Here is a 19,734-nt window from a genome sequence, read left to right as displayed (position 1 = left end):
CGATTAACCCGCGTCCGCCGGTGCGCCGTAGTTCACGCCGGAGATGTACTGGACACCCGCGGCGCGACGGCGCTTCCAGTTGATGAACCGTTCTGCCTTCATCGCGATAAAGCCGTTCTGCCACAGCGAAACGAGCTGCGTAGCACCGCCGGCAGGCGCGCTGTCCATCTCGATCGATGCCTCGCGACTCACATCGAGCGTCACGCCGCCGTCGTCCGCGAGCAGGATCTCCGAGGCGTTCGCGAGAATCATCATGTTGCCGGCCGTCTTCGACAGGATTGCAGGCAGGCCGAAGAACGTTCCGCCCGCCATCGAGAGGCCCGGAAACTCCGGCTGCGCCAGGGCGTTTTGCATCATCGAGAGGGCGAGTGCCGTACTTTCCGACATAACCCACACCGCGCCAGCAACCGAGAGGTTGGCGGTGATGAACGCGTCGAACACCGCCTTAACGTCGGTGCGCACGGCGGCAGCATCGGTGCCAGAGGCCGGAATTGCCGCTACACCGTTCGTGATCGAGGCTGGCGACAGGCCGTTTGCGCCGGCCGCCTTTGCCGGGTCGATGAACTGGCCGTCGAGGAACTGACTGATCGTCGCAATCATGTCCTGCTGAACGAGGGCTTCGGCGCTGGGGCTCGAAAACCGGACCAGTTCCTCGGTCATCACCACGATGCCTGAGACCTTCGACGAGCCCAGCGACGTCGTATCGAAACTCAGCGCCGACACGGGAGACGGCTTACCCTCACCGACCCAGCCGACCGATGAGCCGGTTACCTGCCCCGGAATGCTGACGTTGAACGGAACGCGCCGGAAATTCTGGATGCGGCCGATGATCGTCGCGGGGCGCAGCAGTTCGATGAACTCGCCGGCCATGTTCTGGTACGTCACGAGCGGGCCGGCCCATGCCGGGTCCGTCGTGGTGCCCGCCGCAACGGCCGCCTTGAGCACCAGTTCGACTTCCGGCGTGCTGTCCTTCCATTCCTTCGCGATTTCCAGGGCTTGCATGGTGTTGCCCTTTGCGCGCATCAGCGCGATCGCGTACCGCGTGAAAGCCGTGCCCTTCGCGACATTCGATTGCACGACGACCGGCGAATGCGATGCCGGGCCGCCCGACACCGGCACGGCCGTTTTGGCTTCCAGTGCCTGCCTTTCCTTCAGTCGCGTCTCGTGCGTGTCGAGCGCCTTCAGTTCGGTGCCGAGCTGATCGTATTCCGTCGATTCGGCATCGTTGAGCGTGCGGCCACCGTCAGCAGCCGCGCCATCGATGAGCGCTTTCTGGCGGGCGAGATGGTCAGCGCGCTTTTTCGCCAGGGCTTTCAGTTGTTCTGCGAGGGTCATTTCAGGTTCCTTTTCAGTGGGAGTACTCAAACGCACAACGGGCACTCCCACGCGGGACTTGTCGTGCGACTTGATCGTTTGAACTGTCGCATCAGCGTTGGCCGGGATCGTCACGGCGCTGAGTTCGAACAGTTCACAGGTCTTGATGAGGTAGCCGCCCGTCGACTTGTCGAACTCATAGTCGATCGGACGGAACCCGATGGAGAGACCGGGAATGAGCCCGGCCTTGATGAGGTTGTAGGCCTCGTCGATGTACGTTGCAGTGCCCGCCGGCGCAATCGTCGCCTCAACCTCGGCGCCCGCCGCGGTGATCGTCATCCTGTTGACAGTACCAATGGGCTTGCCGGGGTCGTGCTGCCAGAGCAGCGGGTACGGCGTCTTGAACTGGATACCCTCGGGCACGACGGTATCGCCGACACGATCCGGTGTCGGCGTCGAGGCGACGCCCGTCAGAATCCGCGTGCCGTCGTCGAGGCTCTTGATTTCGAAGCGTGAGAACGCTTTATTCGACGCGGCGGCCAGATCCTTGGTGACAAATTGCGCGATGGGTCGTTTCATTGACTTTTGATTGCGTGATTTTCGCCATTATCACACACAAAGTATCAATGTCAACGTCAAACAAAGAACATCCGGTATTCTTTTTCGGGATTTTCCGAATTAAGTTGCGTGGCGCCCACGGCCATCGCGAGCGCGACCATGCCGTCGATGCGGCCGGTCACTTTCTGCTTGGTGAATTTGCGATTGCCCGCCGGGTCAGAAACGGTCGTGGCATTGACCGCGCACATCGTCAGGACGGGGTGGCAGCCGTGGCGCAGCTTCTTCGCGAGCAGCCGCGCCTCGAGTTCACGGATAGCCGGCGACATCGACACGAAGCCCTGGCCGAACTCGACGAAGCGGGCCATTTCCTCTTCGCTGAAACCGACGCGCACGAGCCACGGCTTGAGGAACCGCATGTTGTACCGGTCAAATGCCAGCGCCTTGACGTTGCAGCGGTCGAACACGCTGCGCAGATGTTCGGCGACGAACTCGTACTCGATCGCGCGGCCCGGCGTGGTCTGAAGCAGGCCATCGCGCGCCCACACGTCGTAGGGCACGCGGTCGGCGCGGGATTTCTCCACAAGCCCCTCCTCGGGCAGCCAGAAAGTCGATTCAACGTCGCCATCATCGGATGCCAGCACCAGCGCGGTCAGGTCGCTCACACTGGACAGGTCGAGGCCGCCGTACACGTCGCGGCCAGTGAGATCGGCCGGCGCGCCGCCGTTGTCCAGCCATACGGCACGCGCAACGAATGGACTGCGCGCCTCGACGCGCTGGTTGAGGATCAGGTTTCGGTACGCGGCCTCGCGGCTCGGCAGGCGCTTCGCATCGGAGGCCTGCCGGCGCACTTCCTCCTGATTCATGAACACGTCGAAGTGCGGGTTGGCGAGCCGGATCGCCTCATCGCTGAACGGGTCCATGTCGAGCGGCGCCGTGTACAGCGCGACCTTGAGGCGAGGGTCCGCGCCGCTGAGTGCGTCGTCGATGAGCAGGCTCAGCAGGTCTGCATCAGTCGGCGCCTGCGTGCTGATGATGATCGACAGCGGGTCGTCCTGCGCCGCGCTCGCGGTCTCAAGTGCCTCATACAGCTCGGAGCGCGGGCCCTTCACCTGGCCAAGCTCATCGTGGATGACAAGCGCAGGGCTCAGGCCGAATTTCGTCGCGGCGTCTGCGGACAGGGCCTTGTAGATCGTGCCGAGTTCGTGACACAGCAGCTCTTTGGCCGTGTCGCGGATCGTGACGTACTCGGAGAGATCCTGCGACATGCGCACGACCTTGGCGGCCAGTTCGAACAGGATGGCGGCCTGGTCACGCGACTGCGCGGCGCTGTAGAGCTGGCTGTTGGCGCGTGCTTCGGGTCCGACGAGATGGAGCAGCACAAGGAACGCCGAGAGCGCCGTCTTGGCGTTCTTTCGCGCCATCGAGAGGATGAATGTGCGCGTCGGCTTGTCGTAAATCTGCTTGATCCAGCGCCGCTGCTCCCGCGTCAGCGTCACCGGCTTGCCGACGAGCTTGCCCTCCGGGATTCGGCAGTTGGTCTCGATCCACGCAATATTGCGATCGCCGCGGGTCAGGCGCCTGGTTCGGGCAGTTCCCACGGCTTCCTTGCCTTCTTCTGGTTTGCCATTGCGCGGCCGACCGTCGCCGGATGCTCCACGGCCTGACGCGTGATACGCAGTCGCGTGGCGAGTGACGATGCGGCGCGACTCTCGCGCTCGGCCATCGCGAGCAAGCGTTCGTACCGTTTCAACCCTTCATCGTCCGCGAGCCACGCGCGATCGAAGTTCAGCACCTCGTCGGCGATCACGCGCGCGTTCGTTACGTGCCGGCAATACATTTCGAGCAGCGGCGCATGCGTCGCGGTGAATGCGCTGGCCGGCTGATCGTTGACGACTTCGAGCCAGACCGCCCGCTCGCCGTCACTCATGTGAAGCGGAGGCGCGAGGCGCTGTTCGGCAGCGATCGGCGCAATTACCGTCGTTCCGAGCGATGCCGTCGATTTCCTACCGCGTTGGGCCATTTTTACCTTTTTTGTCCACGTTTATGGTTTGAGTGGGGATCGGCGGTTTCCCCGCTTTGGTGCAAAGAAAATTTCGCATACCCCCGGGTCGCGGCCGGAATTGAACGGTTTACACGGTTGGCCGCGTCGAACCACCGATTCGCAGCCGGTTCGCGTAAACTTTTCCATCACGACCACCCATCGACGGGCAGACCATCAGGGCCGAACGCACGACGCTCGCGATAGCCGAACTGGTCACGCGTGACCGCATCGTGACAGTCGAGACACAGGCCTCTCAGATTGTCGTCGGCGTCCGTGCCACCGTGATCGAGCGGCACGACGTGGTCGACGATGACACTGAGGCTGGTTCTGTCCTGCTCAAGGCAGCGCACACACACCGGATCGCGATCGAGGATGCGCGCGCGGATCTTCATCCACTTGCGACCACGCGTGCGCTCCTGAATACGCTCACCCATGACACACCCAATCGAAGAACAGCAGATCGAGCGGCGTGCGTGCGGCGAGCGCACCGCGGATCATTGCGTCGAGCTGCCGTTGCAGGTTGCGCGTGCGTCGCATGACCGACGTCGTTACGCGGTGGCCTGTACAGCAGCGGGCGCGGCCGGTTCTTTCGGTCCCATACCATTCGCGCGCGCTGCGGCGTCAGCGAGATCACCCAGCAGCGTTGCGGGAAGGCGCATCAGGCCGTCGATGTCGTCGGGGGTGAACAGCGTATTGCCGTCGCCGTCGACAGCGGTGAAGGTGATGAGCGCGGCATTGAAATAGCTCACGCCGGTTTCCTTGCCGCGCACGAGATCGAGGTAGCGGTCGCGTTCGAGGCCCGACATTGCGCGCAGCCCAACCATGTCATTCAGGCCGGTGATTGCGACATATTCGGTTTTGCGGTCCAGCGCTGCGAGGATCTGGTCTTTGGTCAGCATTTCATTGCTCCTGAGTTGAATACCTAGCAATTATATGCCTTTCATTTGACGAGGTGCGCAAGTTTGTGGCAGACGATTGCGTTCATCCCGCCATTTGTTGCGAGAGATCGCCTAATATTGGAGGAGATCGGCTCAAAGTTGAGCCGATCTGCGGACTGGTGTCGAACCGTGCGACACCGTTCCTGTTTCAGGCATACCCGTTCTGGGAGGTCGCCTTGAATCCAGGGAGACCGGCTTGAATCTGAGCCGGTCGACGCTGTCGAATACTCCGGTTTGAAACCGGAGAAATCCGTGATCTGATGCGCACAACATCGCTGGAACGTTGCAACCGACGCATCCGGTGCGCCGGCGCATCGCGTACGCGAGGATGTAGCTAAGCGAATGTTGAAATTTTGCTTCATGGCAACATAGTCGACACTCCCATGCGGCACGCGCAGGTGAAGAGGAAAAGCAAGGTGGGTGAATCGCCCACCTTGCATCCTCAAACCTTGCTGATTCCCGAGCGGGATAGTCATTTTTATTTATATTGAAACGCTTAAACAATATTGGATAATTCTTCCCGCACAAGATCTCCTCGGACTTGTGTTACCTCCTTTATGGCCGCGGCATGTCCGCGGCTTTTTTTCGTCAGTGGATCGTGTCAGCTGCCGTTGCTGGCCGCGCGAACTCCGCAATCTCGGCAGCCAGCGGCGCACCAGCGGGCGAGTCGCAGAACTCGGCGAGCGCCTCAAACACTGCGTCGAATAGCGGCGTCTGTTTGCGATCCTGCCGGCGGCGCATTGCAGAGTTCTCAAGCGCATAGGCAAAGGCGAGGTTCACGATGCCGACATCAGGTGGCAGGCCCACGCGATCAACCGGATTCACGTCGAGCGCGTCGCATTTTTCGTCGAGCGTCAGCGTGCGGTCGATAAACGGCGCAGCGACTCGAAGCATCTGGCCGGACGTCGCGAGAAACGAGCGGGCCGAGTTGATGTACTGGTCCAGGACGCGAATGCCATCTTCGAGGCTGCGAAGCAGGAGCAGGTCGGCCAGTTGTTCGTTTCCTTCGTTTGCGGCGCGCAGGCGGTTTGCCCGTCGTCTGGCCGAGCGCTGGGAGCCGGTAAGACGGGCGCATTGCTGTGCGGCAATCCTGCAACCGCGTCGTACCCGCGCGATCAGCAGAAATGCCATTTTCTTTTCGTCTGTCATGAGTAGTCCTGTGGATAACTATTATTGATTCGATAACCCGTTGTCGATTTGACAACACCCGTTCTGAATTCCAGAACCGCAGAAGGGGGGAATTCCCTCCGCGCGGCGTTGCCGGCTGTCGCCCGTTGCACCCTTTCGCGCAAAATTTTGGGGTCGATTTACAACCTGTGGATAACTTTTCCCCAAAGCCAGGGGAATGTGCTCAAGAGGCTAACTACGGAAAATCCGGTAATTGGTTCACTGAGCCCGTCGCCATATGCGTTCAAGGTAGCGATGAGCATCGTCAATCCTTCAACACTGCGTTTCAGTCGTTTTCCCCATCGAAGAGTTTTTGACCAATCTTGCGGCCGTGGCGGTCTTGATAGTTGCCGCCGCCCTTCAGTTCGCGCACATAAGAGATGGGAGGCTTGCCACTTTCGATCTGGCATAGCGGGCTACAGTAGCCAGCAATGCGACACGGAATCCAGCTGACTGCGAGGAATACTGCCGGGCAGAGGCGGCACTTGACAGACCGGTAAATCGCCATTTTCTTTCCTATGGGGTGGTAGATCTATAGAAGAGTTCAGGAGGTGAACAGGGATTAAAGGCGCCCTTAGGTCTACTAAAAAGTCCCCGAATCCCTGTCAGATAAGGCTTTTGGGTCTATCCGACGACGCGCAGGCAGTGTTCTCTACGTGAACCCGAAATAGAGCCTCCCTGTTCATTTAACGAACCCGAAAATCTTGCTTCGGGTTCACTAGATGAACTCGATCGGTTCACCTCCTGAACAGGGAGTTTTTTCTTTTGGCGCCGGCGCCCTTCAGACTGGTACTCAGCAACACGAACCGCCAACAAGGCCTTGGCCTCCGCCAGCGATTTGAAGTGTGTGTTGTCGTAGTCGTAAGTACGCCCCTCGGCCTGCCGGCCGGATTGCTTGTGTTCGTACACCGGCTGGTCGGTGAAGCGATATAGCGAGCACACGCGCGCACCCTCTTTGAAGCCACCTTGTTTCGTGATCGCGATAAACCCCATCGCGCGAAGCTCGTAGAGCGCCTTACTGACCGTGGCCGACGAATTCCATCCGAACTGCTTTTTCATCACCGAGAACGGCGCGCCGATGGAGCCGTTGTTAGTGCCATTGAGCATCGACTTCATATCCCACATCAGGCACCGCGCCGGCATGCTGAGCGCGCGGTACGCATGGCACGTGATCATTTCGGCGTAGAGCTTGGTCCAGCTTCCGCGCGGGTCGATTTCCTTCTTTCTAGTTGCCATGATCGACCTCCGCCATCGGGTCAGCGCGCCGCACCGTGAAGCAGATACCGCCCATCTGGTCGCACATCTCGCGCGCCGCCGCCCAGGCAGCTTGTTTAGTCCGACAGGGAATGCCGAACGAGGTGCGGCTTTGCTCAATACCGTTCACCATCTCGCTAGCGCCACATACGACCGGGATGTACAGCGTTTCGCGAGCGCCGAGGATTTCGTCGAGGGTTTTATCCACGATCGCCTCCGCTCACGAAGCGCTCGGCGTGCGCGTTGTATTCGGCGTTCAGATCGACAAACGTCTGCGCGCGGTCGTCGCAGAGATCCTCGCCAAGCAACGCGAGCTGACGGGCGTCGCCGTGTTCGGGCAGGAACTTGAGCAGCGCGGCGAACAGAGCACCGACCTGCTGAAACGATTCGCCCGCATAGGCGAACATGCCTCCGGCGTTGCTGAGCAGGCTAACTGCCTCTTTCGTATCGACCGGATTAGTCATGGTGGCCACCTTGCCCAATCTGGCGCATCGCCAGCAAAATGCCCTGGCTCACCTGCGCGAGCTGCTCGTGACGGATGGAGATGCCGCGCTGCGTGCGCACGTACTCGCCGCTTGCGTCGACCACCCACAGGCGCACATCGACGTAGGCGACGCCGCGGAACATTTTGTGACCAATGACGATGCGCTGGCGGGCCGTTTTCTGGATCGACAGGACGGTGATGTCCTCGTCGCGGCTGTTGACGGGGTGGTTAGCCATTGCTCACCTCCGCGCGGGAGATCTCAGCGAGTTGCAGCAGGGCGTCGGCGCAGCAGTCGAGCGCGTCGAACACGGTCGGCGCGAGCGCGGCGTCGCGCAGGGCACGATTGATGATCTGGATTGGGGATTCGGTTTGCTCGGGACGAGCGGGGATAACAGCCATAGCGGCCTCCATTTTCAATGAAGACCCGCCGCTCATTTCGACGTGAGGGGTGGCGGGCCAGACAGCGGGGGTCGAAAACCGGAAATGGAGGCAACCGGCCAGCCCGAAGGCTGCCCCGCCCGGCCCGCCATTGAAATCGGCGCGCAAAGGCGTACGGACGTAAAAAAACCGCTTGGCGCGGTTGTCCGCCTCACATATTTCCAGTTTTCGACGCTGGATCGGTGTTGTTTCACCGATGTGCGAAGAATAGGAGAGCGAGCGCTGCGCCGTCAAGGTTAATTTACAGGGCCAGATTGTACCGGCTCCGATAATCGAGTGTGTTTGGGCCATCACACACCTCCGTTACCGATGATTGCAGCGATTTCTTCGGCGACTTCGGCGGGGTTGCGGTAGCCGATGTGGCGGTAGCGCAGCACACGCGCCGGCGAGCCGAACCGGGTCGGCAGGTGTTCCCATTCGCCTGCGATCAACCAGCCTTCGCGGCGCAGCGTGGCGATGGTGGTATTGAGGCAGTGTTCGCCCAAGTGTTCGGCTTCGAAGCGGTTCAGGCCGCGCGTGTTCGTGCGCAGATGAAGCAGCACACGGTTGATTTTCGTCAGGGGTTTTTTGGCGCCGAGGATGGTATTATTTGCGTTGTAGTTAGCGACCTCGACTTTATGGCTGGCCTTTGGGTCGGCCTTTTTTTTCGTCGTCATGTTATGCGGCCTCTGCCCGGTAATTGAGAGGGTCCGCAAAGAACCGGTGAAGCTCTTGGTTTTTCCAGACGGCGCAGCGCTTCGTGAGGTGAATTCGGCGTGGGAACTTCCCTTGCAATTCGCGCTGCCGGATCGTCTCGCGACTCATGCCAGCGAGCGGGGCGAGATCATTCCAGCGGCTGAAGCCATCCTTCGGCAAACCAATAACCGACTCTTCTTTCGATGCCATGTTTAACCTCGTAGAAGGTTGTTGAACATGGCTGAAGTTTTGATTAATCGGCCTTTGCGTTGTCCGGCCGAAAACTTGGTTAGGCGAATTCGGGCGTGTTTCTATATTGGGCGTGGCTTTGCTGGGCGAAACGGCCGATTACCGATCCTGTTCTCCGACAAGCCTCGCAACCCCGTTGTGCGGCCTTTGCAGCGTTCTGTGTCTAACCGATACGGGAACGTAATTAGTTGTTTTTTATTAGAAATACCGGCGTTTATCGTTTCTTTGCTATCCGTGGTTCCAAAGGTCCGATCACTCGCCGTCATGCACAGATTGATACAAATAGATCCTAATGAAGACGATGGCGACTATGACGACAGGCGGCGGATAAAAAAACCGCCACGAAGGCGGTTTTGGTTTGGCATTAAACGACACTAGGTGCCTCGCCGGACAAGCAGATCGCGCCGCAGCCGCTTAGCTTCATCCAGGTATTTTTTAATCGTCTCGTCGTCCAAAGGGACGCCTGCGCGTTCAAGATCGATACGCATTTCTTTGGCGTACATGTTCCGGGTTGCGTCGGGATCAAGTCGGTAGCCGCCGCAAGCGAGGCCGATGATCAGCTTAAGCATCGTTTGGCGTTCTTTTGTCGCCGCGCTCGTATTCACTTCTTTTTGAATCTCACCAGCACCAGTTTCTCGCTCATGCCGGTCTCGCAGCTTTTCCCAAAGCCGCGCCGGGATTTCTAGCCCCACAGACCGAATGGCATCAGCGATATAAAGAGGGTGCTTGTTAATCTCCCACGGCGACCGGCCGTATCTTGCGGTCCAGTTAGTCCGCTCGAGTATTTTCGCGATCTTTGCGGCGTTCTCAAATCCGGCTAGCGTGTCCTTGGCACGGAGCGATACACCGCGATTCTGGGCTGGGTCTTTACCGTCAATGAGCAGGGCCGCTTCGGTGGTCGTCCATTTGTCGAGCGACGCCCAATAGTGATAATCGATTTCTGACACTTGCGCCCTCTCGCACCCTTACAAATTGATGCCGCGCCAGCAGGGTAAGGGAGCCCTGTTTTCGCCCCGTCGGGCTAGGCGCAGCAAACCTGTATAAAAGCCGCCTGTCACTCGGCGCTTTCCTGCACTTGGGCTAGATAATCGGCCCAGTGTTGCATCATTTTCCTGCGCTCCGGCAGATACTCCGCATGAACGTATGCCGCCGTTACCTGATTGCGCTCGGCGTGTGCGAGCTGCCGATCGACAACATCGCGACTGTATCCGAGCTCGCGCAATACAGTGGCAGCAAGCCCCCGAAACCCGTGCCCTGTCATCCGAGACTTGTAGCCCATGCGGTAGAGCGCGAAAAGCATCGTGTTATTCGAGATGGGTCCGCGACTACGGCCTTGCACGCTATGGAACACGTACCGCTCATTACCGTTTAGCTCCCGCAGATTCTTCAACACGTCGAGCGCCTGGCGGGACAGAGGGACAATGTGCGGGTCGCGCATCTTCATGCGCTCAGCCGGGATTCGCCACTCGGCTACCTTCTCGTCGAACTCGGTCCACTCCGCGTTGATCATTTCCGCCGTGCGAACGAACGTCAGCGCCATGAAGCGCAGTGCCAAGCGCGTTACCACGTCGCCCTGATAGTCGGCGATGTCGCACATGAGTTGCGGAATCTCGACCGGTTTGACGCGGGCCATGTGCTTGACGCCAACGCCTTTCTTCAGCACGGTTTCAGCGTCGATGTCCGCGGCAGGATTGCGCGAGCAACGGCCGGTCATGATGCCGTACTGGAAAACAGCCCGCGAGCGTTGCAGAACACGCTTAGCCGTCTCGCGAACGCCGCGCGCTTCGATTGTCCGGACGATTTCCAGCATGTGCGGCGCCTCAATGTCGCCAATCGGCTTGGCCCCGATCCGCGGGAAAACGTCGACCTCCAACGAATTGATCACCTTGCCGGCATAGACCTCGGTCCAGGCCTCCTTCTGCGATTCAAACCATTCCCGCGCAACCACTTCGAACGATGACGACGCCTCAAGCGCTCGCGCCCGTTTCACTTCCCTTTTCTGCTCTGACGGGTCGATGCCATCGGCTAACAGTTTCCGCGCCGCAAGGCACCGCTCACGAGCTTGGGCGAGGGACACCTCCGGGTACACACCGAAGGCCGCCCGCTTTTCCTTGTCACCGAACCGGTATTTCATTCGCCAATAGCGAGATCCGTTCGGCATGACTTCAAGATAAAGGCCTTTCCCGTCGGCAAGCCGATATGGTTTTTCCGCTGGCTTGGCCTTGCGGACTCGCATGTCAGTCAGAGGTTCTATGGGCTTTGGCATGGTGTGGGGGCATCAGGTTTGGGGCACAAGCGCGGTGTCCCCACCAGTGCCCCCAAAAAAACTGGCTTATGCAAGGCAAACATGGGCAATGATGGCAGCAAAAAGCCCCGCAGCGCAAGGCATACGGGGCTTTTCTGGGCAAACCTGGGTGACGCTGGGAAGCTTCTTGGTCCCCCTGACAGGAATCGAACCTGTATCTAGCGCTTAGGAGGCACTTGTTCTATCCATTGAACTACAGGGAGAGGACCAAACCGCAATAATCGCCGCAATCGCGCTGCCGGACAAGCTCCGCGAGGATCGGGAGCAGTCCGGATTCACCAGCGAGCGCAGAGTATATCAAACACGCCCGAACGCGAGGAGGGCTGCATTCGGACTGCATGCGCCACCCGAATCCCACAAACCAAACGGCCCAGCAAGCATATAGCCTGCTGGGCCGCGCGAACCGCCGGCTGCGCAAACCATCAACGCCGCGCTCCGGCAACCCGATCAGTGCGCCTCAGAACTCCACCACCGCAAATTCGGCTTTGCCCACGTCGCACAGCGGGCAGCGCCAGTCTTCGGGAATCGCGGCAAAGCGCGTGCCTGGCGCGATGCCTTCCTCTGGCAGGCCTTCTTCCTCGTTGTAGATCCAGCCGCAAATCAGGCAGACCCAGCTCTTATATTCAGTCACTTCAATTACTTCGCTCACGACGTACTCTTTTCCAGTTCAATGCAATGATCCGCCCAGTCTGCCCCTTTTTTGGGCGCGGCGGCGACCCGCAATATTACCGGAATTTGTCAATCCGGCAGAAAACTACCCACGCGGCAGCGCCGCAAACCGCCCGGCACGTCCGGGGATAAACTCGGAATCCAGTAGATGAACCGCGTCACACACTGCGTGTATGCTCTGATCCGCTGCTGATCCCTTGGACCGGCGCCCCGGGCGCCCCGCATGAATTGCGACGATCGGCCTCAGCCTACTGAGGGCGCCGTCGTCGCCAGCATGGCTCGCGCATGACTCTCGTTTCCCAACAAGGAGAAAAACGATGTTCAAAAACACATGGTTGGCCAGTACGGTACTGGCCGGATTGCTCGCCGTATCCGGCGTGGCGCAGGCGGCAAGCGTGTCGTTCGTCCAGCCGGCGGACGGCGCGACCGTCAGCAATCCCGTCCACGTCGTGTTCGGTGTCGACGGCATGAAGATCGCGCCGGCAGGCACGATGACGGAAGGCACGGGCCACCATCATCTGCTGGTGGACGGCAAGCCGCTGCCGAAGGGCGAGGTGATCCCCGCGAACGACAAGTCGCTGCACTTCGGCAAGGGCCAGACCGAGACCGATCTGACGCTGCCGCCGGGCGACCACACGCTGACGCTGCAATTCGGCGACGGCGCACATCGTTCGTATGGCCCGGAAATGAGCAAGACCATCACGGTGCACGTGAAGTAATCCGCCGCACGAGACGGCCGGGCGCGCGCGAAGGCGCTCCGGCCGGGCCAGCAGGCTTCTGCGCCATCCGCACCGGGTTTATCCGTGTCCGGCAAGCCAGCCATTCGGCCTATCTCTTCCGGCAGACAGGCAGCCGCCCCTGCGCCCGGTACAATGGGCAGTTCCGACTCATCGCTGTCTTCTCCAATTCTCCATGTCGCTTTACACCATTACCGGAGCCCAACTGGCCTTCGGTCACGTCGCGTTGCTCGATCACGCGGATTTTTCTCTCGAAGCGGGCGAGCGCGTCGGGCTGATCGGCCGCAACGGCGCGGGCAAGTCGTCGCTGCTGAAGATCGTCGCCGATCTGACCCGGCCTGACGACGGTCTCGTCACGCGCCAGCAGAACCTGACCACGGTTTACGTGCCGCAGGAGCCGGAGTTCGATACGGACGACACGGTGTTCGACGCGGTCGCCGCCGGCCTCACGCACGCTCGCGCGTTGCTGGACGAATACGACGCGGTCGCCAACCAGCTTGCCGACGAGCCGGAAGGCGCGGAGCACGACGCGCTGATGGCGCGCATGAACACGCTGCAATCGGCGCTGGACCATTCGGACGCCTGGAACTGGAGCACGCGCGTCGCAACCACGTTGCAGCAGATCGGTCTGAACGGCGAGGCGCGGGTGGGCTCGCTGTCGGGCGGCATGCAAAAGCGCGTCGCGCTGGCGCGCGCGCTGGTCGTGCAGCCCGACGTGCTGCTGCTCGACGAGCCGACCAACCACCTCGACTTCGACGGCATCCGCTGGCTCGAAGACCTGCTGGTTTCACTGCGCGCGGGCCTGCTCTTCATTACCCACGACCGGGCGTTTCTCGATCGCGTCGCCACGCGCATCGTCGAACTGGATCGCGGGCGTTTGCTGTCGTATCCGGGCAATTTCTCGGCTTACCAGACGCGCAAGGCGCAGCAGCTCGAAGTCGAGCAGGTGGAAGCGGCCAAGTTCGACAAGCTGCTCGCGCAGGAAGAAGTGTGGATTCGCAAGGGCGTCGAGGCGCGCCGCACGCGCAGCGTCGGCCGGATCGCGCGGCTCGTGGAAATGCGCAACCAGCGCGCGGAACGCCGCAACGTGCAGGGCAACGTCAAGCTCGACGTCGGCCAGGGCGAGAAGTCAGGCAAGATCGTCGCCGAATTGACCGACGTCACCAAACGCTACGGTTCGCGCACGGTGGTCGACAACTTCACGGCCACCGTCATGCGCGGCGACAAGATCGGCTTTGTCGGCCCGAACGGCGCGGGCAAAACCACACTGCTCAAGCTGATTCTCGGTGAATTGGCGCCGGACGAAGGCACGGTGCGTATTGGCACGAACCTGCAGGTCGCGTATTTCGACCAGATGCGCGCGCAGCTCGATCTGGAAAACAGCCTCGCCGACACCATCAGCCCGGGCAGCGAGTGGGTCGAAGTCAACGGCCAGAAGAAGCATGTCATGAGTTACCTCGGCGACTTCCTGTTCGCGCCGGAACGCGCGCGTTCGCCGGTCAAGTCGCTGTCGGGCGGCGAGCGTAACCGTCTGCTGCTCGCGCGCCTGTTCGCGCGCCCGGCCAACGTGCTGGTGCTGGACGAGCCGACCAACGACCTCGATATTCCCACGCTCGAACTGCTCGAAGAACTGCTCACGGAATACGACGGCACGGTGCTGCTGGTCAGCCACGATCGCGCGTTCCTGGACAACGTCGCGACGTCGGTGATCGCGTCGGAGGGGGGCGGCAAGTGGCGCGAGTACGTCGGCGGCTTTACCGACTGGCAGATCCAGCGCGACCGCTCGCAGCAGATGGCGCTGGACGCGCAGAAAGAAGCCGGCAAGGAAGCGGGCAAAGACGCGGCGCCGGGCAAAGACAGTTCCGCGGGCCGCAATACGCAACGCGCCGCGAAGCTGTCGTTCAAGGAGCAGCGCGAACTGGAGGCGCTGCCGGGGAAGATCGCCGCGCTCGAAGCGGAGCAGAAAACGATCGGCGCGCAACTCGCAGACGGCTCCGTGTTCGCCAAAGACGCGCAGGAAGGCACGCGCCTGACCGAACGCTACGCCGCGATCGACGAGGAACTGCTGATCGCGCTCGAGCGCTGGGACGAGCTGGAAAACCGCCGCAAGTGAGGCGCCGGCGCGGCGCGGGATCGAGCGGCGCCGCGGCCGCGCCTTATCCGGACGGCCAATCCCACGTGTCGTGAATTGCCGCGCGGATCGAAATCAGTAAAATACCCCGCGAACAGGCTTCCCCGGCGTTCGCACCGGCGTCGACGTTGCCCGCACTGGCTTCACGCAGGGCCGGCTTCGGGCCGCCGTCGAGCGCGCCACCGGGAAGCCATGCGACAAACAGCTTGCCCGCACCACGGGCACCCCACCTAACCCCATTGTTTCGCTTCGCTTTTTTTGAAAACTCAACGCATTGTCCACGGACCTGTCCACAGCTCCTGTGGACAACGATGAACCGACGCACCCGAGTCAACCATGTCTACGAAAAAGCCAAACGCCGCGTATAGCGAAGCGTCGATCAAGGTGTTGAAGGGTCTGGAGCCGGTCAAGCAACGGCCCGGCATGTACACCCGCACCGAGAATCCGCTGCACATCATTCAGGAAGTCATCGACAACGCGTCGGACGAGGCCCTCGGCGGTCACGGCCGGCAAATCACGGTCACGCTGCACGCGGACCATTCGGTCTCGGTGGAAGACGACGGCCGCGGCATCCCGTTCGGCCTGCATCCGGAAGAAGGCGTGCCGGTCGTCGAAATCGTTTTCACGCGCCTGCACGCGGGCGGCAAGTTCGATAAAGCCGCCGGCGGCGCGTACACGTTCTCGGGCGGCCTGCACGGCGTCGGCGTGTCGGTCACCAACGCGCTGTCCACGCGCCTCGACGTCACTGTGTGGCGCGAGGGCAAGGTCGCCGAGCTGAGTTTCGCCAATGGCGACGTCGCCAGGGAACTCGAAGTGCGCCCCGCCACGAAAGGCGACAAGAAGTCCGGTACGCGCGTCACCGCGTGGGCCAATCCGAAGTACTTCGATTCGCCGAACCTGCCGCTCGGCGAATTGCAGCGTCTGCTGCGCTCGAAAGCGGTGCTGTTGCCGGGCGTGGAAGTCACGCTGATCAACGAGAAAACCGGCGAACGGCAAAGCTGGAAATATGAAGACGGCCTGCGTGGCTATCTGCTCGAAGGCATGAACGGCAGCGATCTGCTGATTCCGCTGTTCGAGGGCGAGCGCTACGTCGAAAACTCGCGCGCGAGCGAAGAGACCTTCGCGGAAGGCGAGGGCGCCTCGTGGGTGGTTGCGTGGAGCGAGGAAGGCACGCTCATGCGCGAGTCGTACGTGAACCTGATTCCGACGCCCGCGGGCGGCACGCACGAATCCGGTTTGCGCGACGGGCTGTTCCAGGCGGTGAAGAGTTTTGTCGAATTGCATAACCTGCAGCCGAAGGGCGTCAAGTTGCTCGCTGAAGACGTGTTCGCGCGCGTGTCTTTCGTGCTGTCGGCCAAGGTGCTCGATCCGCAATTCCAAGGGCAGATCAAGGAACGCCTGAATAGCCGCGACGCGGTCAAACTGGTGTCGTCGTTCGCGCGTCCTGCGCTGGAGTTGTGGCTGAATCAGCACGTCGAGCTCGGCAAGAAACTCGCTGACCTCGTCATCAAGCAGGCGCAGGCGCGCACGCGTGCGGGGCAGAAGGTCGAGAAGCGCAAGAGCTCCGGCGTGGCCGTGTTGCCGGGCAAGCTGACCGATTGCGAATCGACGGAAATCGGCCGCAATGAACTGTTCCTCGTGGAGGGTGACTCGGCGGGCGGCTCCGCGAAGATGGGCCGCGACAAGGAATATCAGGCCATCCTGCCGCTGCGCGGCAAGGTGCTGAACACGTGGGAAACCGAGCGTGACCGGCTGTTCGCCAATAACGAAGTGCACGACATTTCGGTGGCGATCGGCGTCGATCCGCATAGCCCGGACGACAAGGTCGATCTGTCGAATCTGCGCTACGGCAAGATCTGCATTCTGTCGGACGCGGACGTCGACGGCTCGCACATTCAGGTGCTGCTGCTTACGCTGTTCTTCAAGCATTTCCCGCAGCTGATCGAACGCGGCCACGTGTGCGTGGCGCGACCGCCGCTGTTCCGGGTCGACGCACCCGCGCGCGGCAAGAAGCCGGCGCAGAAGCTGTATGCGCTCGACGAAGGCGAACTCGAAGCGATTCTCGACAAGCTGCGCAAAGACGGGGTGCGCGACACGCAGTGGTCGATCAGCCGCTTCAAGGGCTTGGGCGAAATGAGCGCGGAGCAGTTGTGGGATACCACGATGAACCCCGACACGCGGCGCCTGACCCCAGTGGCGCTCGGCGAGCTCGACTACGACGCCACGGTGGCGCGTATGACGATGCTGATGGGCAAGGGGGAAGCGGCGTCGCGGCGCAGCTGGCTGGAAGAAAAGGGCAACGAAGTGGAAGCGGATATCTGAGCGCGCGCATAGAGAATCACGCGCGCATGGATATTGAAAACGCACGGCAACTTCACGCCAAACACGGATACGGAATCTAGATGGACGACGATAACACTCTCGACCTTTTCACCGCGCCGCCACCTCCGGAAGGCGACTTTCTCACGCTCGGCAATTACGCGGAACGCGCGTATCTCGACTATGCGGTGAGCGTGGTCAAGGGCCGCGCGCTGCCGGATGTGTGCGACGGCCAGAAGCCGGTTCAGCGCCGCATCCTGTTCGCGATGAACGACATGGGCCTCTCCGACAACGCGAAGCCGGTCAAGTCCGCGCGCGTGGTCGGCGACGTGCTCGGTAAGTATCACCCGCACGGCGACCAGTCCGCGTACGACGCGCTGGTGCGTCTCGCGCAAGACTTCTCGATGCGCTATCCGCTGATCGACGGGCAGGGCAACTTCGGCTCGCGCGACGGCGACGGTGCGGCGGCCATGCGGTACACGGAAGCGCGCCTCACGCCGATCGCGAAACTGCTGCTCGATGAAATCAACCAGGGCACGGTCGATTTCATGAAGAACTACGACGGCGAGTTCGACGAGCCGAGGCTGCTGCCCGCGCGCTTGCCGTTCGTGCTGCTGAACGGCGCGTCCGGCATTGCGGTGGGTCTGGCCACGGAAATTCCGTCGCACAATCTGCGCGAAGTCGCGGCGGCCGCGGTTGCGATGATCCGCAATCCGAAGCTCCAGCACGCGGAATTGATGCAGTACATTCCCGGCCCCGACTTTCCGGGCGGCGGCCAGATCATCTCTAGCGAAGCGGAAATCTCCGCCGCCTACGAATCCGGCCGCGGCAGCCTGAAGGTGCGCGCGCGCTGGAAGATCGAAGAACTCGCGCGCGGCCAGTGGCAACTGGTCATCACCGAACTGCCGCCGAGCACGGCCGCACAGAAGGTGCTTGAGGAAATCGAAGAGCAGACCAATCCGAAGATCAAGCTCGGCAAGAAGACGCTCACGCCCGAACAGCTGCAGACCAAGCAGACCATGCTGGCGCTGCTCGACGCGGTGCGCGACGAGTCCGGCAAGGACGCGCCGGTGCGCCTCGTGTTCGAGCCGAAGTCGAGCCGTATCGATCAGACCGATTTCGTCAACACGTTGCTCGCGCACACGAGCCTCGAATCGAACGCCTCGCTGAATCTGGTGATGGTGGGCGGCGACGGCCGGCCGCGTCAGAAGGGCTTGAGCGAAATCCTGCACGAGTGGATCGCGTTCCGCTTCGCCACGGTGACGCGTCGCACGCGGCATCGCTTGAGCAAGGTCGACGACCGGATTCATATTCTCGAAGGCCGGATGATCGTCTTTTTGAATATCGACGAAGTCATCCGCATCATTCGCGAATCGGACGAACCGAAGGTCGCGTTGATGGCCGCGTTCGGCTTGTCGGATCGTCAGGCCGAAGACATTCTTGAAATCCGGCTGCGTCAACTGGCGCGGCTCGAGAAGATCAAGATCGAGAAGGAACTGGCCGAACTTAAAGACGAGAAGGCCAGGCTGGAAGAACTGCTCGGCAGCGAGTCGGCCATGAAGCGGCTGCTCATCAAGGAAATCGAAGGCGACGCCAAACAGTATGGCGACGAGCGCCGCACGCTTATCCAGCAGGAAAAGCGCGCAACGTTCGAAGCGCGCGTGGTCGACGAACCGGTCACGGTCGTGGTGTCGCAGAAGGGTTGGGTGCGCGCGCTGAAGGGCCACGGGCTCGACGCGGCGGGCTTCACGTTCAAGGCCGGCGACGGGCTCTACGCGGCGTTCCCGTGCCGCACGCCGGACACGCTGGTCGCGTGGGGCAGCAATGGCCGCGTCTATTCGGTGGCGGTCGCCATGCTGCCAGGCGGCCGCGGCGACGGTGTGCCGGTCACGTCGCTGATCGAACTGGAGTCGGGCAGCCATCTGATGCATTACTACGCTGCGTCCGCGGATCAGGCGTTGCTGCTCGCTTCGAGCAACGGCTTTGGCTTCATCGCCAAGGTCGGCGATATGGTGAGCCGCGTGAAGGCCGGCAAGTCGTTCATGACGATCGACGCCGGCGCTCAACCGCTCGCGCCGATGCCGATGCTGCCGGATGCGACGCACATTGCGTGTCTCTCCTCGAACGGGCGTCTGCTGGTGTTCGGCCTCGACGAGATGAAGACACTCTCGGGCGGCGGCCGCGGCGTCACGCTGATGGCGCTCGACGACAAGGAAACGCTGGTGCAGGCGCTCTCGATCAACAACGCGGGTGTGGTGTTGATCGGCACGCGCCGCGGCGGCCGTGTGGACGAAGAAAAGGTCAGCGGCGCCGCGCTCGCGCCGCATATCGGCAAGCGGGCGCGCAAGGGGCGCGCGCCTGAGAGCAAGATGAAGCTCGAAAGCATGCGTCCGGTGCTGGCCGTTTAACAAAGATTGACGTGGGAACACGGCAAGCGTCTGCTAGCATGCGGGAC

At 61.5% G+C, this 19,734-nt stretch carries 21 protein-coding genes and 1 tRNA gene; 4 read left to right on the top strand and 18 right to left on the bottom strand.

The annotated features are described in order from the left end of the window. Positions 1–3: 3 nt before the first annotated feature. The 18 genes from NE850_RS11630 to NE850_RS11545 all read right to left on the bottom strand — a co-directional run bounded on the left by NE850_RS11630 (position 4) and on the right by NE850_RS11545 (position 12,072). Positions 4–1,893, bottom strand: a complete 1,890-nt coding sequence (locus NE850_RS11630; RefSeq protein WP_310698774.1) for a phage major capsid protein — start codon at positions 1,891–1,893, stop codon at positions 4–6. A 56-nt stretch (positions 1,894–1,949) separates the two neighbouring features. After that, positions 1,950–3,470, bottom strand: a complete 1,521-nt coding sequence (locus NE850_RS11625) for a terminase TerL endonuclease subunit (RefSeq protein WP_310698773.1) — start codon at positions 3,468–3,470, stop codon at positions 1,950–1,952. Beyond that, a complete protein-coding gene (locus tag NE850_RS11620) occupies positions 3,443–3,892 on the bottom strand; it encodes a hypothetical protein (RefSeq protein WP_310698772.1) in 450 nt (149 codons plus the stop codon). Before NE850_RS11620 ends, NE850_RS11625 begins: the two co-directional genes overlap by 28 nt. Positions 3,893–4,059: 167 nt before the next feature. Then, positions 4,060–4,347, bottom strand: a complete 288-nt coding sequence (locus NE850_RS11615; RefSeq protein ID WP_310698771.1) for an HNH endonuclease — start codon at positions 4,345–4,347, stop codon at positions 4,060–4,062. A 114-nt stretch (positions 4,348–4,461) separates the two neighbouring features. Continuing rightward, a complete protein-coding gene (locus NE850_RS11610; RefSeq protein WP_310698770.1) occupies positions 4,462–4,812 on the bottom strand; it encodes a hypothetical protein in 351 nt (116 codons plus the stop codon). Positions 4,813–5,439: 627 nt separating this feature from the next. Further along, the gene (locus tag NE850_RS11605; protein WP_310698769.1) at positions 5,440–6,000 is read right to left on the bottom strand and encodes a hypothetical protein; all 561 of its coding nucleotides are present in this window, start codon (positions 5,998–6,000) and stop codon (positions 5,440–5,442) included. A gap of 304 nt (positions 6,001–6,304) precedes the next feature. Further along, entirely contained in the window at positions 6,305–6,526 is a 222-nt protein-coding gene (locus NE850_RS11600) for a hypothetical protein (RefSeq protein WP_310698768.1), read from the bottom strand. 116 nt (positions 6,527–6,642) lie between these two features. Further along, the gene (locus tag NE850_RS11595) at positions 6,643–7,254 is read right to left on the bottom strand and encodes a hypothetical protein (protein ID WP_310698767.1); all 612 of its coding nucleotides are present in this window, start codon (positions 7,252–7,254) and stop codon (positions 6,643–6,645) included. Next, positions 7,244–7,480, bottom strand: a complete 237-nt coding sequence (locus NE850_RS11590; protein WP_310698766.1) for a hypothetical protein — start codon at positions 7,478–7,480, stop codon at positions 7,244–7,246. Before NE850_RS11590 ends, NE850_RS11595 begins: the two co-directional genes overlap by 11 nt. Continuing rightward, complete coding sequence (locus NE850_RS11585) at positions 7,473–7,736, bottom strand: hypothetical protein (protein WP_310698765.1); 264 nt, start codon at positions 7,734–7,736, stop codon at positions 7,473–7,475. The genes NE850_RS11590 and NE850_RS11585 overlap by 8 nt, the downstream gene beginning before the upstream one ends. Continuing rightward, the gene (locus tag NE850_RS11580) at positions 7,729–7,992 is read right to left on the bottom strand and encodes a transcriptional coactivator p15/PC4 family protein (RefSeq protein ID WP_310698764.1); all 264 of its coding nucleotides are present in this window, start codon (positions 7,990–7,992) and stop codon (positions 7,729–7,731) included. The genes NE850_RS11585 and NE850_RS11580 overlap by 8 nt, the downstream gene beginning before the upstream one ends. After that, positions 7,985–8,485 (bottom strand): hypothetical protein, encoded by a 501-nt coding sequence (locus NE850_RS11575; protein ID WP_310698763.1) that lies wholly within the window; start codon positions 8,483–8,485, stop codon positions 7,985–7,987. Before NE850_RS11575 ends, NE850_RS11580 begins: the two co-directional genes overlap by 8 nt. After that, entirely contained in the window at positions 8,485–8,850 is a 366-nt protein-coding gene (locus tag NE850_RS11570) for a hypothetical protein (RefSeq protein WP_310698762.1), read from the bottom strand. The genes NE850_RS11575 and NE850_RS11570 overlap by 1 nt, the downstream gene beginning before the upstream one ends. A 1-nt stretch (position 8,851) precedes the next feature. Then, entirely contained in the window at positions 8,852–9,079 is a 228-nt protein-coding gene (locus NE850_RS11565; RefSeq protein WP_310698761.1) for an AlpA family phage regulatory protein, read from the bottom strand. Positions 9,080–9,492: 413 nt separating this feature from the next. Then, positions 9,493–10,065, bottom strand: a complete 573-nt coding sequence (locus NE850_RS11560) for a hypothetical protein (RefSeq protein ID WP_310698760.1) — start codon at positions 10,063–10,065, stop codon at positions 9,493–9,495. 107 nt (positions 10,066–10,172) lie between these two features. Then, positions 10,173–11,384 (bottom strand): phage integrase central domain-containing protein, encoded by a 1,212-nt coding sequence (locus NE850_RS11555; RefSeq protein ID WP_310698759.1) that lies wholly within the window; start codon positions 11,382–11,384, stop codon positions 10,173–10,175. 167 nt (positions 11,385–11,551) lie between these two features. Next, positions 11,552–11,626: transfer RNA gene (locus NE850_RS11550), tRNA-Arg, on the bottom strand. Positions 11,627–11,880: 254 nt separating this feature from the next. Further along, the gene (locus NE850_RS11545; RefSeq protein WP_007175738.1) at positions 11,881–12,072 is read right to left on the bottom strand and encodes a rubredoxin; all 192 of its coding nucleotides are present in this window, start codon (positions 12,070–12,072) and stop codon (positions 11,881–11,883) included. A 337-nt stretch (positions 12,073–12,409) separates the two neighbouring features. Between NE850_RS11545 and NE850_RS11540 the strand changes: the two genes are divergently transcribed. The 4 genes from NE850_RS11540 to parC all read left to right on the top strand — a co-directional run bounded on the left by NE850_RS11540 (position 12,410) and on the right by parC (position 19,687). Then, positions 12,410–12,811 (top strand): DUF4399 domain-containing protein, encoded by a 402-nt coding sequence (locus NE850_RS11540; protein ID WP_310698758.1) that lies wholly within the window; start codon positions 12,410–12,412, stop codon positions 12,809–12,811. Between the two features lie 193 nt (positions 12,812–13,004). Beyond that, positions 13,005–14,942 carry an ATP-binding cassette domain-containing protein gene (locus NE850_RS11535; protein WP_007175736.1) on the top strand — a complete coding sequence of 646 codons (1,938 nt, stop codon included), beginning with the start codon at positions 13,005–13,007 and terminating at the stop codon, positions 14,940–14,942. A gap of 354 nt (positions 14,943–15,296) precedes the next feature. Then, a complete protein-coding gene (locus NE850_RS11530; protein ID WP_007175735.1) occupies positions 15,297–17,282 on the top strand; it encodes a DNA topoisomerase IV subunit B in 1,986 nt (661 codons plus the stop codon). Positions 17,283–17,362: 80 nt separating this feature from the next. Then, positions 17,363–19,687, top strand: a complete 2,325-nt coding sequence (gene parC / locus NE850_RS11525; protein ID WP_165185341.1) for a DNA topoisomerase IV subunit A — start codon at positions 17,363–17,365, stop codon at positions 19,685–19,687. The last annotated feature ends 47 nt before the right edge of the window (positions 19,688–19,734 follow it).

The sequence above is a fragment of the Paraburkholderia sp. USG1 genome (assembly GCF_031570135.1).
In the GTDB taxonomy this organism is placed as follows: Bacteria; Pseudomonadota; Gammaproteobacteria; order Burkholderiales; family Burkholderiaceae; genus Paraburkholderia; species Paraburkholderia dioscoreae.
This window is presented reverse-complemented; position numbering and strand designations above follow the sequence as displayed.

Bases quoted from the DNA above. Each gene is read 5' to 3' on its own strand.
- NE850_RS11620 (WP_310698772.1), bottom strand. From the start codon at position 3,892: ATGGCCCAACGCGGTAGGAAATCGACGGCATCGCTCGGAACGACGGTA.
- NE850_RS11585 (WP_310698765.1), bottom strand. From the start codon at position 7,736: ATGACTAATCCGGTCGATACGAAAGAGGCAGTTAGCCTGCTCAGCAAC.
- NE850_RS11595 (WP_310698767.1), bottom strand. From the start codon at position 7,254: ATGGCAACTAGAAAGAAGGAAATCGACCCGCGCGGAAGCTGGACCAAG.
- NE850_RS11600 (WP_310698768.1), bottom strand. From the start codon at position 6,526: ATGGCGATTTACCGGTCTGTCAAGTGCCGCCTCTGCCCGGCAGTATTC.
- NE850_RS11615 (WP_310698771.1), bottom strand. From the start codon at position 4,347: ATGGGTGAGCGTATTCAGGAGCGCACGCGTGGTCGCAAGTGGATGAAG.
- NE850_RS11605 (WP_310698769.1), bottom strand. From the start codon at position 6,000: ATGACAGACGAAAAGAAAATGGCATTTCTGCTGATCGCGCGGGTACGA.
- NE850_RS11535 (WP_007175736.1), top strand. From the start codon at position 13,005: ATGTCGCTTTACACCATTACCGGAGCCCAACTGGCCTTCGGTCACGTC.
- parC (WP_165185341.1), top strand. From the start codon at position 17,363: ATGGACGACGATAACACTCTCGACCTTTTCACCGCGCCGCCACCTCCG.
- NE850_RS11580 (WP_310698764.1), bottom strand. From the start codon at position 7,992: ATGGCTAACCACCCCGTCAACAGCCGCGACGAGGACATCACCGTCCTG.
- NE850_RS11540 (WP_310698758.1), top strand. From the start codon at position 12,410: ATGTTCAAAAACACATGGTTGGCCAGTACGGTACTGGCCGGATTGCTC.
- NE850_RS11570 (WP_310698762.1), bottom strand. From the start codon at position 8,850: ATGACGACGAAAAAAAAGGCCGACCCAAAGGCCAGCCATAAAGTCGAG.
- NE850_RS11565 (WP_310698761.1), bottom strand. From the start codon at position 9,079: ATGGCATCGAAAGAAGAGTCGGTTATTGGTTTGCCGAAGGATGGCTTC.
- NE850_RS11530 (WP_007175735.1), top strand. From the start codon at position 15,297: ATGTCTACGAAAAAGCCAAACGCCGCGTATAGCGAAGCGTCGATCAAG.
- NE850_RS11575 (WP_310698763.1), bottom strand. From the start codon at position 8,485: ATGGCCCAAACACACTCGATTATCGGAGCCGGTACAATCTGGCCCTGT.
- NE850_RS11610 (WP_310698770.1), bottom strand. From the start codon at position 4,812: ATGCTGACCAAAGACCAGATCCTCGCAGCGCTGGACCGCAAAACCGAA.
- NE850_RS11555 (WP_310698759.1), bottom strand. From the start codon at position 11,384: ATGCCAAAGCCCATAGAACCTCTGACTGACATGCGAGTCCGCAAGGCC.
- NE850_RS11630 (WP_310698774.1), bottom strand. From the start codon at position 1,893: ATGAAACGACCCATCGCGCAATTTGTCACCAAGGATCTGGCCGCCGCG.